A 16,035-nucleotide genomic window follows, 5' to 3' on the forward strand; every position below is an offset into this window, starting at 1 on the left:
TAGCTATCTATAGGGGATTCATCGAGTCAGCCATTCCCCTGAGAGTTTCAGATGCACATTCGGTGTAGTAATCATTGGGCCGGTATTCGGCCAATAACAGACACGCGAATCGTGACGGCGGCCGTGAAAAAGCACTTACTACCTGTGCAAGCATCCGCCGACCAGGCCCACTTCGCGAGCTGGCATTCGCTTCGGCGAACGATCGGTCCTGCAACCTGAATCCACCCGACTGGAGATCTGCAGATGCGAAAGTTCGCTTCCTGGGCCAAACGCGGCCTGCTCGTGCTCGCCCCGCTTCCGCTTGTTTTTGCCATGACCGCTACGGCAGTCGGACCTGCCGACAACATGTCCCCTACCCTTCGCGCCGCGATGCAGCGCGACCTCGGCCTGACGTCGGCCCAGCTGTCGCAGTACCTGAAGATCGAACGTCTCGCGGAGCTGCAATCCAAACAGCTGGCCACCGGGCAAGGCCGCAAGTTCGCCGGCAGCTGGATCGAGCGCCAGGCCGATGACAGCTTCAAACTGGTGGTCGCGACCACCTCCAGCTTCCCGCAGAAAGGCCCCGCCGGCGTTGAGTTCCGCACCGCACGCCACAGCTTCGCCGACCTTGCCGCCTCAAAGGCCCAGCTCGACACCATGATCGAACGCGGTGGCAAGGTGCCGAACGGCGTGTACAGCTGGTACGTCGATCTGCCGAGCAACACCCTGGTGGTTGGCATCGGCAAGGGCAAGCAGAACGCTGGCATCGACTTCGTGGCCATCAGCGGCGTCAATGCCGAGCATGTGCGCTTCGTCGTCGAGGAAGAGCAAGCCAGCAAGCACGCCGCGCTGAAGGGCGGCCATGGTTACCTGCGCAATCCGGGGGACGGCTATCTGTACGCCTGCTCCATCGGTTTCAACGCCCTCAAGGGCAGCACGCCGGTCTATGTGACCGCGGGACACTGCGGCGACGCCGGCGAGCAGGTGTACCAGGAGCTCAGCCCGCAGTGGACGCTCGGGCCGCAGATCGGCACGTTCACCGCATCGAACTTCCCGCAGCCCGGCCAGTCCGGCCCCGACTACGGCTACGTGACGATCTCCGGCAGCAACACGCAGGTGGCGAGCGTCTACGGCTGGACCACCGCCGACGTCGTCGTCAAGGGCAGCACCGCCGGCGGCGTCGGCACGGCGATCTGCCGCTCCGGCCGCACCTCGGGCTGGAGGTGCGGGACCATCGACCAGGTGGACGTGAGCGTCAACTACAGCACTGGCGAAACCATCACGCACGTCAACCGCACTACGGCTTGTTCCGAGGGCGGCGACTCCGGTGGCTCGTTCATCACCGGTCCCGGCCAGGCACAGGGCGTGCTTTCGGGCGGAAGTGGCAGCTGCAAGGGCAAGCAGCCGAACAACCGCACCCGCAGTTACTTCCAGCCACTCAACCCGATCTTGACGACCTATGGGCTCACGTTGAAGACCGGCTGACGTCATTGCGCACCGCAAACGAAAACGCCCCGGTTTCCCCGGGGCGTTTTTCTGTGTGACGCTCGATAGCTTCAGAAACATAGGCTTCGCATTGCGCATTCGGGAATCATCAAGGAATGGCCGCGGCGATCTTCTTAGTTACCGCGGTGAATCCGCTCTCGGTAGGATGGAGTTCATTGCCCCACCACTTTTTATAGTCCGATGCCGTGGAAAGGGTGCGGCGCAGATCCACAAACTTGACGTGCCCGAATCCTGGACGCCGGGTCAAGCCAAGCAGCATTGCGTTGAAACGATCTATGAGCGCTTTCATCAGTGCAATCCTGACCTGCATGTCGCCGTATCCTTTCATGCGGAAGCTCGGCTCTAGCCAAGGCCCGGGCAGTTTCCAGGCCCCTCCCAATACCCCCCGCCCGTCAGGCACCGGATAGTCGTAGCCGTGCAGGACGATGCGGACCACGCTTCCGACCTTGACCTCGCAGACGCGAGTGATGGCGCTCAGTATGGTTATGTAGGCGTTGCTCAGTCTCGTATCAATGATGCCGGCCACTACCTCGTTGTTGAGGCCGGCGATGTTGGACATGGCATGGTTGATCATGACCGCAAGTTCAGGGCCGGCGATATCGTTGCCGCCGCCGGAAACAAGGATCGCCTTGGGAGCAGTGCCATTGCGCATTACTTTCTCGATACGACGGGCGAAATCGTCGAGCTGACCTTCCGAGTAAGCCATGTCTTCCACGCGGTGCCCCCGTTGCGCGACAGACTCCACGTCGTACCCATGGTCGTCCTCCAATCCCTTGAGGATGTCGTTGAATGGGTAGTCGAACCAGGAATCGCCCTCGGCGACCACGATGCCGGCACTGCGCACGCTCATGCCGGGCGCGAGCTTCACCTTGGCGATGGCTTTGGCGCGTCGCCTTTCCGCTTGCGTACGGCGCGCCAATACTGCATCCGCCAAGCTGGTTCCCACCTTCTCGGCGACTTTTCCAGGTGCGACCTTCCTTTTAGTCTTTTTTTGAGCCGTCTTAGCCATGCGTTGTTCTCCCGGATTATCCGATTCGGCGTGTGCGCTGTTTTGCGATAGTTCGCTTTTTGCTTCGTACGGGGCGCGAATCGATCTCCACATCGACGCGCATGGTCGCGTCGCCTGGCTTTCCCTTGATCGTAAGGGTGACGCCGCTCCAGGTGGTTCGATCAGAGAGACGCAGTGGAGGTTTGGTGTCGCGACCTAGCTGTCTGAGATTGCCATGCGGGTAGAGATCGTTTGGATCACCTGTATTGCCAGCCTGAAACGTGCGCGCCAGATCGCGCTTGTCGTCTGCCTGGATCAGTTCGATGGCCAGTAGATTCTCATCGTTGACATCCTTGATCTTCTCGTCGATCACGTAGATGGCCACACCCTCATCCGGCAGGTGCTTGTCTTGGCCGATACGTCGCCGGTACTCCAGCAATATGTACTGCTTGGCGCTCATGCGAGCGGCATTGCGCACAAGAAGACATCCGCCGCCGCCGGCCGCCGGACGAAGTGCAAGATTCGATGTACTCTGTTCGACGACTTCCGTTTCGATCCACCGGTGGAAGCGGCGCAACATAGCGGTTGGCAGCGTGGGTGTGCTACCACGGTTGGCCCATGATCCAGAGGACATCAGGCAGTAGTGCCCTAGACCATTTGATCGAGAGTTTTCCTCCTCGCCGGTGTCGTAGTAGTCGGCCCAGCGGGCGGCCAGATGGCCCCATTCGTGTGCGCATACTCCAACCTTCGAGTCTTCTGGAACGGTTAGGTACGTTGTAACGCTTACGCCCTTGGCGACCTTCATCGAGGGGATGACGGCCTTGTGGCTCCATATGTCACCAGCCGCACCCGTCTCCTCGGCTCCGCGACCTGCGTGCACGATAAACAGCGCCGTGACTATTCCCTCACCAAGTACGTCGTAACCGGAGAAGTCGACACCCGCGGCCTTTGCCGCCTTGATCGCATCTCGCGCCATTCCCATGGCGTTCTTGGGAAAACTGTCTCCAAGGCCTGATTGATCCTGTGTGTAGTAGGACAGCGGCTGGGGCATACGAAACCACCCTTTGACGTCACCTTGGATGTCGATGCCGTTGTGGTCGCCGTAATTGCTGATGCTGCGGTAGTACTCGCGCATGGAGCCAGCGGGATACGCTTGCTTGTTGCCGAACAGCATGTCGCGATAGTGCTTGGTGGTGTACTCAGGCGCGTGAGGACGATCGACAAAGTCCACTAGCAGAACCAGGGTTCGGACGATGCCGGAAAGTACTTGGTCCGGTGGCTTGATCAACTGGACAGCTTTCGCAGGACCGGTCACCACGCTACCGTCGTCCAATCCGATCAGGTCCTCGCCGCGCCGATCGCACAGCCAGACATCGAAGAACTGCTTGAATGTGAGTGATCTTGGAATGCGTTCTTGCTTGAGCAATTCCATGTACTTGTCGTAAAGCCTCTGCATTAGTTCAGGCGAAGGCGGCACGCGGCACACGGATGAGCAAGAAGTCGAACGAGTGGCCTTTCGAACGATGATCACGGATCCCTCCAGGCCCATGCTGGGCCAAACGTCTTCTTTCGGCTCAACGCATTCCAAACGATCGGTTCGGCCAGTTAACCGCTTGATATTTGCAGCAAGCCGACGAACGGTAGTTCAGTCATTACCGTATTGGCTTCATCGCGAAGAGAGAACCCCGGCTATTTGCGGCGATTCGTCGGCAGCCAGCATCGTTGCTCCATTCGCCTTTCCTAACCGTCACGTACGGTCGTTGCCTGCGACCGACTGAGTTCGGTTCCGCCAAACTGATGCTACAGGGCGTCGCCGAAGACGACGCGGGATTCCAGCCCTGGGCGGGAATTCATGGTTATCCATCAAGCTACTAAGCTTTACTTCGATGACGTGAATTGCCTGCCGACGCAATCGCCCTTCACTGCCCCATCGTTTCCAAGATAGCCACCGCCATGCGCTTCTTCGCTGGCGCCATGTGGCGCAGGTGGCTCAGGGCCTTCGCTTCGAGTTCGTCGCCGGCGTAGTCGTCCATGAGCAATGCGGGTGCCGCGCTCAGCGAGTCGAACTCGCTGGGGCCTCGGCCGGTGGCGAGCCATTCGAATCCGGTGCCGGTCTCGGTAGCGATGCGGATCAGGTGCTCCACGCTGGGCCTGGTGCCGTGTGGATGTTCCCACTGGGTTACCGCGCTGCGCTTGATGCCAATGCGGGTGGCCAGGGATGTCTGTGACAGACCGGCGCGGGTGCGCGCGCGGCGGATACGCTGGGGTAACGAAGTCATGGCGTTCTCGCTGGCGGTGATAACGGCTTGCGGATACCTGCCCCTGAACTACGACAAACGCAGGAGAGTGCGCCTGTCCGGCCAGTGATTCTGGCATCACGTGGTCCAGCCGTGCTGTCCGTTCGTCGGTGGAAGCAGGCGCTTGCGCCGGAAGCCGGCGTTGTCAGCGGCGCTTGCTCGCGCGGGTAGTTGCATCCCGGACGGATCGGGCGCGTGATCCCGCGCTGACGATATCGGCGCGCGGCGCCGACCGCGCCGGCAGGATGCCGGTCCATGCAGAGGGGCACATCGATGCTGCGCATTTCCCTGTTCGGTTCGATGGCGCTGGCCACGGGCCTAGGTGGCGCGCCGGAGGTGTCCGTGGCTGGGCGGAGCGCCAGCCTGTTGGCCTACCTGGCATTGGGTCATGGCCGCAGCTTCAGCCGTTCGGAACTGCTGGCCAGTCTGTGGCCCGATCCCGACGCCAGCGCCTCCACCGGCTCATTCAACACTGCGCTGTGGCGTTTGCGCCGGCTGCTGGAAACGCCGCCGCTCGCGCATGGCAACTTGATCACCAGCGACCGCCGCGGCGCCATCGCGCTGTGCCCACAAGCGGACGTGTGGCTGGACGTGGCCGAGTTCGATCGTCTGGTCGCGCCACGGCTCACCTGCGCGGCGGAGCGATTGAGCGAAGAAGACATCGATGCGCTTGAACACGGCGTGCGACTGTACAAGGCCGACCTGCTGATCGAACTGACCGACGACTGGGCGCTGCGTGCGCGCGAGCGTTATCGCCGCAACTTCCTCAACGCGCTATACCGGCTGATGCAGATCGCCACCATTAGCCGGCGATACGGGGACGGCATTACTCACGCGCAACGTATCCTGGACCACGATCCCCTGCGCGAGGACGTCCATCGCGACCTGATGCAGCTGTTCGTCGCCAGCGGCCAGCGTGCGCTGGCGCTGCGGCAGTTCGAGCACTGCCGCGAGTTGCTGCGCAACGAGCTGGCGATCCAGCCGATGCGCGAAACGCAGGCACTGTACCGGCGGATTGCTGACAGCGCGGTGGGTTTACGGGAAAACGAAGAACCGATGTTATCTGCGGGCGCAATGCCGCTGGCGATCGACGCAGCACCCCGAATCAGTTCCGGCGTTGAACCACGCGACCTACTCCAAGACGCCCGCGCGCATTTGGCGGCAGCGGATGTGCAGCTGCAGCTGAGCTTGGATCTGCTGGCCTGACTCAGGTGCGCGGCACATCTTGAGCAGCGTCGACCCATAGCGAGAATGCTATGACGGCAGAGGCGTTGTAGTGCCGAACTTGTTTGGTTGGCCCTATTCCACGCCTTGCTCCATGTAGAGTGGAGCTTGCTCCGCCGCTCTCGTTACGGGCGGCACAAAGCTGCCCAGGTTATTCAGGAATATTCACCGCTTGCGCACCCGGCACCGTCGGCCCTCCACCATTGTGGTGAAGTCTACCGACCAAACGGAGGCAGCCGTCGGTGCTGCGAGCGCGCACCCAGCAGGCCAATGGGGCAGCACCTACTTTGAGGACACGAACCTAGGTGTTTGCGCCATCGTAAACGACGACTATCGCGGCAACTCCCCAGCACCACTGAGATACTCCCAGCGTTTCATGGTCCTGCACCATACTTCTCGGCTCCTACTTACCGCGTGTATCCAACAGTTTCCACCAGGAGCCTAACCAGTTTCGAGAGATCATCGTCAGCTAACGTTGGGACATTCAACTTTTTTAGAAATGAGCTCAGGATGTCGCGAAGCAAGTGAGGCTGAGGCACATTATTGGACCCAACTAAACGAACTCGATCAATGTCAACGATCATGCCGACTCGCTTTTGAGCCAACTGCAACTCCAACTTAAGCCCTGACGCATCGAATACCAAGTAACCACCAATATCCGGAGACTCTATATATTTCTCCAGATCCTGACTGCTTGAGAATGCTGATACGTCACCGCTATCGATGAGAAAAAGTGGAGTTTTCACTAAAAGCGATCTCTAAACGATTTATCTGTTGATTTTTTTCGGCTGGCCTATGACGGCCAATTCCTTGGCCCGGCCTTGTCTGCCCGGACGCGTCCTTGCCACGTCTATGATAATGCGGCCAGCGGCCATAGGGGTGACCAGTCCTATTCCCAAACGGGGCAATTCGAACATCTTTGCCGAAGCTTATTTCACGTCCAAGCGTTATGAACTGATAAGCGCCTCGAAGAACTGCCCAGCCTTCGGGTCCGCTAAGGATTGCGAGCCCTCCAGCAGCGCCTCGACCGACCGCAACAGCGTCTGTGCCCGCAATCCGTGCATCCGACCCAATGAATCCTGCAGACACTTCTGCAATACTTCGCTGGCGCGCATGGCCGTCAGTCCTTTTTTGGTTTCGTCACCTTGAAGACTGCGTCATGCGCGCACTACTTTCCAGTCAGATCGCCAATAAGCGGTTGATCTCAGTATGAAAAACCTGGGGATATCTCAGACTCTGCCCCCTGTTTTTGGACCCCTGTTTTTGAGCCGACCGGCACTTTCTCTGTCATTGCTACTACTCAAAAGCCTGCATGAACTGGCGATCCTCGCCAAAAGCACTCGACAGCAGCTGGCCTGGCTCACCTGCGGGATGTTCGGGCAACGCCGGCTTACAAAGCAGGGCAGGCCTTTGACAACGAAGAAACAAGCTGTTGTCGCCTTATCGCAACCATGGCATCGATATCTTCTTTGGCTGCACCAGAAACCACTAGTTTCTTGAATTCATCAATCCTGGAAAGAGCAGCCTGCGCCCAAAACTTCGACCTGTGGCAGAGGTAGGAGTCTCGGCCTTGATAGATGGCGATCTCATATGCAGCAGGCAAGCTTCCATTCTGTGCAGCGACCTCTGCCCAAAAAAGCGTTAAACAGCCGGCAACATAATCGTTCTGGTCTTTTTCACCTGCCGCCAGCATGGATGACAGAATGTCCCACGCATCTTCTTCATTCCCCTCTAGTGCACGAGCAATCGCTTCAGCTGAAACTCCTCGGGCGCGACTGGTTTCGATAGGCTGTTTACGACACTGGGAAACTACTGTCCGCGAATCCGGGATGGAAGCATTGTCTCCAACAGATGTATCCTTTGCGCATGCAGTACCCAGCATTGCAAGCAAAAGCACTAAGGCAAGCAAGAGTATTTTTTCCATTACTTGATTTTCTCGTTCTTGATGTGCGTGCCGGTGGCCGGTGTAGCCCGAACTCCATACACGGACCCATTCTCCTTCATCACAATACGAGAAGCGTTACATTAAAAGTCATTGCCTGCCCTTTCCCATCCTGCTGCGAGTTAGAAGTGTAAACAATCGATCCAGATGTCTTGTTCGGCACTGTCATAACGTACCCGCCACTCGCCATCACTGGCGTGTTGAGCCGCCGGGCCACTTCAGCAGCGAAGACGCCAACGCCGCACTGCCCTAGAAAAACGCCTTTCTCGCCCAGGATAAAATCCTCGCGTTCGTATTTCTCTCGTCAACTCCTCGGCTCCTAAGCGAGGACCGGTGAAAAGTTTCTCCGACAAGCTATCATCACGGACTTTGTAGACATGGATCATGTGGAGGTGCTCCGCCGTGCCCCAAAACAGTGAACCAGTTGGGGTATCGAAGCGACGTCCGGTGACCGCCAGCCCTTCATTACGCTGGAACATCACGATATCAGCCTGGCCGTCCGGATCGACAAATAGGTACGGGTTAATTGACGCGTATTTATAGCGGTTGAAGTTGCTGCCGTTGGCTGTGCTTGCCGTCACCGGATCCACACTCAAGAACCGCCCGACCTGCGGGTCGTAGTATCGCTGTTGCATATATGTCAGTCCGGTCGCCGCGTCTTGCACATGGCCCGTGTACCCCGGTCCATCGGTCAGAGGCCGATTAAGCAACTCACCGTAGGGCGCGTACTCGCTACGCTCGATCACATTGCCGCTGTTCTTTAAAGCATAAGTTGACCGCTGATTGAAGCCATAAGTTGGCCGCACGGCCGCCCGCAGTCAGTTCTGGTGACCTATTCTGTTTCAGCCACCGGGCGGTAAAGCCATTGCTTAAGCTAAGTTCGGCGAGTTAGACCGCTAACCATTCGGGGGCTGGCTGGGTGGCTCGCAACCCTGCAAAAACCTAGTATTTTCCCTGAATGACCGAATCGCCAAGACCAATCGCTAAAACGATAAGGAAAAGCGACATGCCTAGATATAAATAGAACACTGCACTTCTTCTAATTCTTAGCGTTTCGCTAGAAAGCTTAGCACCGTCTATATTTCCGTCACGCGACAGCCTAAGGGCGCGATAGGCTGCCCCTAAGGACGTTCCACTAGTTCTTTCTAGAAGACGATTCCATACATCAGAATGATGTAAAGAAATCCTCTTCCCGAACTCATTGAGATAGTAAAAATAAAGTGGATAGACGACAAACATACTTACGAAAGAAAGCAGGAAAAGTGCACTAATCAACGTTTTCACAGCTCTATCTCCCAGCCAGGTGCCATTGTGGGCTTAACGATAGCCTGAGCACCCAAGCCTCCACCCACTGAGATACTCAATGTTCCACCTCCGTGATCGTTGAAAGATCCAGACAAGCCTACCGACAATCCTGCCCCAACCTTCAATTTGAAGTAGCCCAAAGGATTCACCTTTAGTTTCCCTCCGGTTGTTCCGTGTCCATCGCCCCAGGAAAACGTCCTGAACTTCGCGTGAGCCCCCAAAAACGCACCTAGACCTGCCACATAGTTAGCTCCAAGCTTATCCTTTTGCCAGGGGCGTGTTGTCTTCGTTGCTTCTAGATCAAATCCTAAGCCAGCCGCCAATCCACCGCTAGCAACAAAGCTTGTTCGGCGGATGCCCCTCTCATATGTAGAAGCAATTAGCTCACTCATGCTTCCGGCCAGCGGAACCCTTGGCTCGTCATCTGCCGCCAGTGCGGTCTGTGGATTAAATCCCAGCTGCGCCTCAATAGAGGCCTGATGTACAACCGTCTGCGCCCCCGGCATCGTCGGCCCTCCCCCCATTGTAGTGAAGTCCCCGGTACTCACGCATGTGCCATCACCGTTCTCGATTCTGGAGCCGGTACAACGGCCATCAGGGTCAATGAACGCGTATGGATTATTCGCTGCGTACATGTAGCGGTTGAACAGGCCACCCGAGTGTGGATCAGCTTCCACTGGATCAACTGACAAGAACCTCCCAACCCCTGGGTCGTAGTAGCGCTGCTGCATGTATGTCAGCCCGGTCGCCGCATCCTGCACATGCCCGGTATAGCCCGGCCCATCGGTCAGAGGCCGGTTCAGCAACTCGCCGTAGGGCGTGTATTCGCTACGCTCGATCACATTTCCGCTAGCGTCGGTCACTGCCACCGGAGTGCCTAAAGCATCGGTGTGGATGTACTCCACGGTGGTTTGTGCCTGCACCGCGCTGGCTGCCAAGGCCGCCATCAGCCATAGCAATGCTCTGCAAGCCAAGCGCGGCAATGCATGCAACATATCTTTCCTGATCACCGCGCTCATGGCGACACCCCCGCCGACCAGGCCGAGCAGCCATTTGCGCTACACGCACGCACCCAATAGGTCAGTGCGGCGGTAGTCCCCACCCCGGTTCGCCTGATGCTGGTGGCAGCGCCGTTGTTGAAGACGACTGGCACCGCCGTGCCTTTCTTTTCCTGTACCTCATAGTAGACAGCACCGTACGAAGCGGACCACTTTACGAGCGCCACTGTCGTCTGCAGCTCTTCATCGCGGAACCGGCTGACCGATAACCCGGTCGGTGTAGCCGGAATAGCCGGCGGCACATTCACCACCGTGGACACCTCTGCACTCCATGGGCCGCAGCCGCCGGCATTGCAGCCACGCGCGACGTAGCCATAGGTCGCATTGGCTTTTCCGCTGACGCTCAGCGAGGTGGTTGGCGCATCGTGCACCGATACCCAGCTGCCGCCATTGACTCGCTCCCACAGGTGATAGCTGGTGGCCGCGCCTACCGACGACCAACTCACCGTGTAGGCACCCGTCATATTCGACGCCGGCACCGACGCCGAAGGAGCCGCGGTTGGCGGCAACACCACCGACGTCGTCACCGTGGCCGAGACGGGACCGCACCCCGCTGCATTGCAGGCGGTGGCTCGATACACGTAGTTACCAGCCGTCTTGCCGCCGACCGAGGTGCTGGTGCCGCTGCTGTTGTAGATGGTGGTCCAGCCACCGCCCAGCGCGCTTTCCTCCAACTGGTAGCGGGTTGCGTTCGCTACCGCCGACCAGCTGATGCCGTAACTGCCCGTGTTGTTCAGTCCCGGCGAACTGACGCTGGGCGCACTGGCCGGCGCATACAGCACGCTGATCGATGTTGTGCCGGAGTAACCGGTGCAGCCGGCCGGATTGCAGGCCCTCACTCGATAGGCATAGCTACCCGTGGCCTTGCCGCTGTAAGCATTCGAGGTCGACGCGCCGTTGTAGGCCAAGGCCCATGCGGCACCGTTGGCGCTTTCTTCCAACTGATAGCTGGTGGCGCCGACGACCGCGCTCCAGGACGCCGTATAGCTGCCGCTGTAACTGCTACCCGGCAGGCTCAGCGTGGGCACCGTGCTGGGCGGCAACTCGACCGTGACCGTCGCTATTCCGCTCCAACCGCCACACACGGTCGGATTGCAGGCGCGCACGCGGTAACCGTACACGCCGCTGGTCTTGCCCGCTATGGCCTGGCTGACTGCTGCACCGGAATAAGCCCCTTGCCATGCGCCGCCATTGGCTTGCTCCTGCAATTCATAGCGACTGATCGAGGGCACCGCCGACCACTGCACTGTATAGCTGCCTTGCGTGCTGTAACCGGGGGCGGTCAGTGCCGGCACGCCGGGGGCCACTGCCACATTCACCCGCGCCACCAGGCTGCCCGCCAAGTGGACGAACTCGGTGTTCTTGCCCAGGCGTGCATTTTCCTGCCGGCGCAGCACGCCATCCTGGCCATACATCGACAGGATGCTTCCTTGCGCCGAACTATTGGACACGCGACGGCCATGTCCGTCGTAGCGGTAAGTTTCCTTGCCCGTGGCTTCTCTTAACCGATTGCCGAAGTCGAACACATATTGCTGCCCGTTCTTGTTTCGCAGATTGCCGCGCTCGCCATACGACAAGCCGACGATGGTGGCATTGGCTGAGTTCTGGATGCCCAACAGCCGATTGGTCGCCGGCTCGTAATAATAGTTCGCATAGTCCTTCACGCCTGCCAGCTTCCAAGACTTCAGGTTATCCAATGCGTCGTAGGTGAAGCGATGCCAGTGGTCGCCACCGAACGACACCGATCCCGCACCGGTCAGCCGATCCAGTCCGTCGTACTCCAACAGCCGGCTGTAATTGCCTCCTTGCACCAGATCATGGACGTGGGTTGGGTTCGCGTTGCGGTCGTACCAATATTCGTAGCCGGTGACATTACCCGAACGCACCTGCAAGGGCAGCTGGCGGTCGTTCTGCGTCATCGTGTGCACGATCCCGTTGCCGTAGGTGAACTGCTTGATCGCCCCATTGGGGTAATAACTCACCCCGGTGGCATAGCTGCCGGCTTGGGTCGGTTGCCCCAACGCATTGGGTGCAAAGCCTACTTGCAGTCCGCTGGGATACGTCAGGCTGGCCAGTGCACCGTGGGCGTCATAGCCGTAGTTCAGCGACCAGCTGTACACACCGGGTTGGGTCACGTTCTCGGACGTCAGCATCCGCCGCTTGTTGTAGCCGTAGGCATTGATGACCGGATCGCCCCCGTTGCTGTTATAGGTGGTGATCTGGGCGGGCAAGCCATCAGCGGTGTAATCCCAAACCTGATTGCCTACGCCGTCCGGGAAGCTCAACGTCTTGGTCCGGTTGCGGGCGTCATAGGTCCAGTCCACGGCTCGACCTGACGCCCAGGCTTCGGGATGATTGCAGCTGGTGATATCGCCGAAGCCCTGGAGGCCCGTGGCCGATTTGGTCAGGTTACCGGCGAAGTCGTAGCCATACACTGTCGCACCGGTTTCCGGCTCGATGGCTTTGCAGAGCTGTTGGTCGGCCTGATAGACGTAGCGCCTGGTCACCGATTGGCTGCTGTCGGCATTGCGCCGGATCAGCGCCGTGGGCTTGCCGAAGATGTCCCGGCTTATGTCCGTGAACGCGCCTTCGGGGTGGCTGATCATCACCGGGCTGTCGTAGCTGGGCTGATCGAAGACCTGGAAGCTGGAGGTGGTCTGGCCGCTTTTGGGATTGGTGACTCGGACTTGGTTGTTCGCAAGATAATCCGTCAGCGTCGTCAACGGGCCGTGCTCGCTATCTTGCGAGACCGATCTCACCCGGCCCAGGGCGTCGTAGATCGTCCAGACGCCCGTCGCGGCTGCGCTACTGGTGCTCGGGTAGGCCGCAAACGTGGCGCGCCCTTGATGATCGTAGGTGAAGCGGCTGAAGCGTTGTGTTCCGCCGACATTATTCACGTCTAAATCGGCAACCAACAACGGACGCCAGAGTGCATCGAAGTAGGACACCTTGTAGCCATAACCGGTACTGACCGTCTGTCGCCAGTGGCCAGCCGGCACGCCCCACTCCGGCGTGGCGACCGGTTCGAAGGTCTGGGTAGTGGGATGCCATAGGCCGCCACACACACCGGCTGTCTCCGACGGATAATCGATCCGCGACAACCGGCCCATCAGATCGTAGTCGTAACAGGTTTTCGCACCGACCTCATCGGTGACCGACCGGACCCAACCGGCATCATCGACCACCGCCGATTGGGTATGGGTATCCGCATAGGTAATGAGCTGCGGAATGCCGCGCTTCCAACTACTCAGCGTGGTGACGTTGTTGTTGCCGTCCTTGACGGTGGCCACCGTGCCATCGGCGTTATAGGTCAACGTCTGCTGCAGCTTGCCGAAGCGTCTCTGTTGCAGCGGCAACGCGGTGTTGGGGTCGAATATGATTTCGGCGGATACCAAGCCGGTATTGACGTTGATTGTCTTGCTGGCCTGGCCCAGGACCCACTTGCTGAAGTTGTAGTAGTACTCGGCGGTGTCGGTGCGGCTGTACCAGGGACTGGATCGGGTCTCGCGCGTGGGACGCGCGAATGCGTCAAAACACAATACTCCATCGCAACCAGAGTCTACTGTTTTAGTGTAAGTCACGCCCTCGCGAACCTGCGTCGTCGCTTTGACGGGGCGAATCAAATTGGCCATTGCATTGGGAAGATGAAGCAACGTTGTCCCTGCCTGCGCAGGAAACTTCTGCGATGTGACTTCAGAGTCCTGGACATATGCCTGAGCAGACACATGCTGGGTCACCCCTGCGGAGTCCTTGATGGTCGTAGACAACAAACGGCCTTCATTTAGCCCATACATAATTCCATATTCGTAAAGCGTCTTGACACCGTCGGGTGCCGTCACCGTAGTAGTTTTGGAAGGTACGCACGATGGGCAAGGATCACTGGAGGTTCCGCTGGTATAAATTCCACGCGCGCCTACGCCAATGGAGTAGTCCCAGATCGCGGGAGTTAGACCTGGACCAGTGACTGTCTTCTTACGTAAAGAGTAAGTATCAAAGAAATGGGGAATGTACGGAATGAGTTCAGGCACGCCCGGCGGGGTGTCGCATGGATGAATGGGAGTGTGAGCGCGATAACGGCGCGAATGCGAAAAATCGAACAGCGCGGACGCACCCCAAGGCGCGGTGACTTCCAAACTGAAAGCCCCGTCCATTCGGTCAGGCTCCGACCTGCAATTATTGTTCTGCCCACCATCTGGTGGCTGCTCGCGCAGTGGCATCAACGTACCACTGGCCACGCGGTATCCCCAGGCCGATGCGTCCGGTCGCTGGACAGAGCGCAGCCGATAATCACCCGTGGGCGTTGGGTAGGCCTCGCTCCATTCGTAGCTGTAGGTCCAAGTCCGCCCATTGGCAACGGCACTTGTTAGTCGCCCATCCGTATAGTTGAGCGTTATCAGGCGGCCATCGTTGGACTCGATACTAGTAAGCAGATCGCCTGTGTAGTTGTACTTGACCCAGTTACCGAAGCGATCCTCCACGCGTGTCGCCATCAGATGGACGCGCGTGCGACCGATATAGTTCATGATGGTCTGTACCATGACCTTGTAGCCCTTGATGGGGTGGGTCACGGCATGATCGAAGTAATACTTGGTGCCATCAGGGGTAATCGCAAAGAAGCCCTCCCCCGGATAGCCATTTTTCGTTGCCGGCAGGCAGCCCAGGCGAGTGAAATCGCGCGTGATCCAGGGATAGCTAACGCCATCCTGCACCGCAGGAATCTTGGTTTCCGTGTTTAGCAGAAGCTCCTGGTCGCCTGCGCCCGGCATGTGCATGTGATAGCCGTGCCAGATTTCATGATTGGTTCCCGCATTCTCCACGCCGTTGATTACGGCTGCGGCATCCGCGATTGCTGGAATGGAACAGCGGCTATAGGGCGAGGCGCTTTTCGTCTTCCAGCCCTTGTCGACGTAGAACTCACCAGAGAGACGCGGGGTGTCCAGTTCCCAGTCCGCTAGCCCAGGCAGACCATACTCTTTCCTGCGGTTGATCACTTTGAAATGGCGACTCAGCCTGACGAGTAAATCGTTGTTTCCCGGGAGATCGATATCAGTCGCACTGAAGCTCGTGCTCCCATCGTAAAGGCTCACGCTCTCGCCGAAGGAGTCGCCGGTCATGGGCGATATCACCTGAGCGGACTGAATCTTCTTGTTGTAGTCCTCGATGGGCTCGAGGTCATTGATTATCTGTGCCAGACAGCTGCTGGCAAAATAGAGCTGAAGTAGTATCAGCGCGGCAACATGCCGAAAATGGCGAATCACAAGTGACGCTCGCATATCGCCAGCTTCCTTAAACATTACTTATCCCCCATGTGATCCGTTAGTTAGCCAATGCGGGGTCGAGCCGTCAGAGGCCTAGCTACAAATTTCGTTGCCACTATCGACGCAGACCCAATAGGCCACACCGTCGCGCGTATCGATATCCCCGCCACAACCTACACGCTGCTTGAGCAACCAAGCAGACATCGGCACGCTTGCCTTGGCTCGCGCTGTAGCTCGCGCTGCGCTCTTTGATGAACCTCACGCTTTCTCTCTGGCCACAGGGCCAGGCCCCATTTCCCCGTTTCCGCGCAATATCCCCTCGCGGAATCCTACTGCGGAACATATCTCTCTCGAATTGCAAAAGGAAGACTGGAATTCTGGTAAACGTATGTACCAAGCGTTACAAGTCGACATCTACGAAACATCGCCATACGTGTCGGGACAGCTGTATGTCTTTTTTAGACGCGAGGAAGCTGAG

11 protein-coding genes are annotated in these 16,035 nt (G+C 58.5%); 2 read left to right on the forward strand and 9 right to left on the reverse strand.

Annotation, left to right across the window (positions count from 1 at the left end):
• Positions 1-243: 243 nt before the first annotated feature.
• Positions 244-1,464, forward strand: coding sequence for a S1 family peptidase (locus AADW18_RS02355; protein WP_337341736.1), 1,221 nt, complete (start codon positions 244-246; stop codon positions 1,462-1,464).
• Between the two features lie 109 nt (positions 1,465-1,573).
• Here AADW18_RS02355 and AADW18_RS02360 read toward each other — a convergent pair whose 3' ends face one another.
• The 3 genes from AADW18_RS02360 to AADW18_RS02370 all read right to left on the reverse strand — a co-directional run bounded on the left by AADW18_RS02360 (position 1,574) and on the right by AADW18_RS02370 (position 4,752).
• A complete protein-coding gene (locus tag AADW18_RS02360; protein WP_337341737.1) occupies positions 1,574-2,494 on the reverse strand; it encodes a hypothetical protein in 921 nt (306 codons plus the stop codon).
• Positions 2,495-2,510: 16 nt separating this feature from the next.
• Positions 2,511-3,905, reverse strand: coding sequence for a M6 family metalloprotease domain-containing protein (locus tag AADW18_RS02365; RefSeq protein ID WP_337341738.1), 1,395 nt, complete (start codon positions 3,903-3,905; stop codon positions 2,511-2,513).
• A 487-nt stretch (positions 3,906-4,392) separates the two neighbouring features.
• Positions 4,393-4,752 (reverse strand): helix-turn-helix transcriptional regulator, encoded by a 360-nt coding sequence (locus AADW18_RS02370; RefSeq protein ID WP_337341739.1) that lies wholly within the window; start codon positions 4,750-4,752, stop codon positions 4,393-4,395.
• A 291-nt stretch (positions 4,753-5,043) separates the two neighbouring features.
• On the opposite strand from AADW18_RS02370, the gene AADW18_RS02375 reads away from it, so the two are divergent.
• The gene (locus AADW18_RS02375) at positions 5,044-5,976 is read left to right on the forward strand and encodes a BTAD domain-containing putative transcriptional regulator (protein ID WP_337341740.1); all 933 of its coding nucleotides are present in this window, start codon (positions 5,044-5,046) and stop codon (positions 5,974-5,976) included.
• Between the two features lie 965 nt (positions 5,977-6,941).
• Here AADW18_RS02375 and AADW18_RS02380 read toward each other — a convergent pair.
• The 6 genes from AADW18_RS02380 to AADW18_RS02405 all read right to left on the reverse strand — a co-directional run bounded on the left by AADW18_RS02380 (position 6,942) and on the right by AADW18_RS02405 (position 15,572).
• On the reverse strand, positions 6,942-7,109 hold the full coding sequence (locus tag AADW18_RS02380; RefSeq protein WP_337342119.1) for a hypothetical protein: 168 nt from the start codon (positions 7,107-7,109) through the stop codon (positions 6,942-6,944).
• Positions 7,110-7,384: 275 nt separating this feature from the next.
• On the reverse strand, positions 7,385-7,918 hold the full coding sequence (locus AADW18_RS02385; RefSeq protein WP_337341741.1) for a hypothetical protein: 534 nt from the start codon (positions 7,916-7,918) through the stop codon (positions 7,385-7,387).
• A 236-nt stretch (positions 7,919-8,154) separates the two neighbouring features.
• Entirely contained in the window at positions 8,155-8,742 is a 588-nt protein-coding gene (locus tag AADW18_RS02390; RefSeq protein WP_337341742.1) for an RHS repeat-associated core domain-containing protein, read from the reverse strand.
• 136 nt (positions 8,743-8,878) lie between these two features.
• A complete protein-coding gene (locus AADW18_RS02395; protein WP_337341743.1) occupies positions 8,879-9,220 on the reverse strand; it encodes a hypothetical protein in 342 nt (113 codons plus the stop codon).
• Positions 9,217-10,260: an RHS repeat-associated core domain-containing protein gene (locus tag AADW18_RS02400; RefSeq protein ID WP_337341744.1), complete on the reverse strand. Its 1,044-nt coding sequence runs from the start codon at positions 10,258-10,260 to the stop codon at positions 9,217-9,219. Before AADW18_RS02400 ends, AADW18_RS02395 begins: the two co-directional genes overlap by 4 nt.
• Positions 10,257-15,572, reverse strand: coding sequence for an RHS repeat protein (locus tag AADW18_RS02405; RefSeq protein ID WP_337341745.1), 5,316 nt, complete (start codon positions 15,570-15,572; stop codon positions 10,257-10,259). Before AADW18_RS02405 ends, AADW18_RS02400 begins: the two co-directional genes overlap by 4 nt.
• Positions 15,573-16,035 lie beyond the last annotated feature (463 nt).

Origin of the sequence: Pseudoxanthomonas sp. CCNWLY206-1, assembly GCF_039710385.1 — a bacterium.
In the GTDB taxonomy this organism is placed as follows: domain Bacteria; phylum Pseudomonadota; class Gammaproteobacteria; order Xanthomonadales; family Xanthomonadaceae; genus Pseudoxanthomonas_A.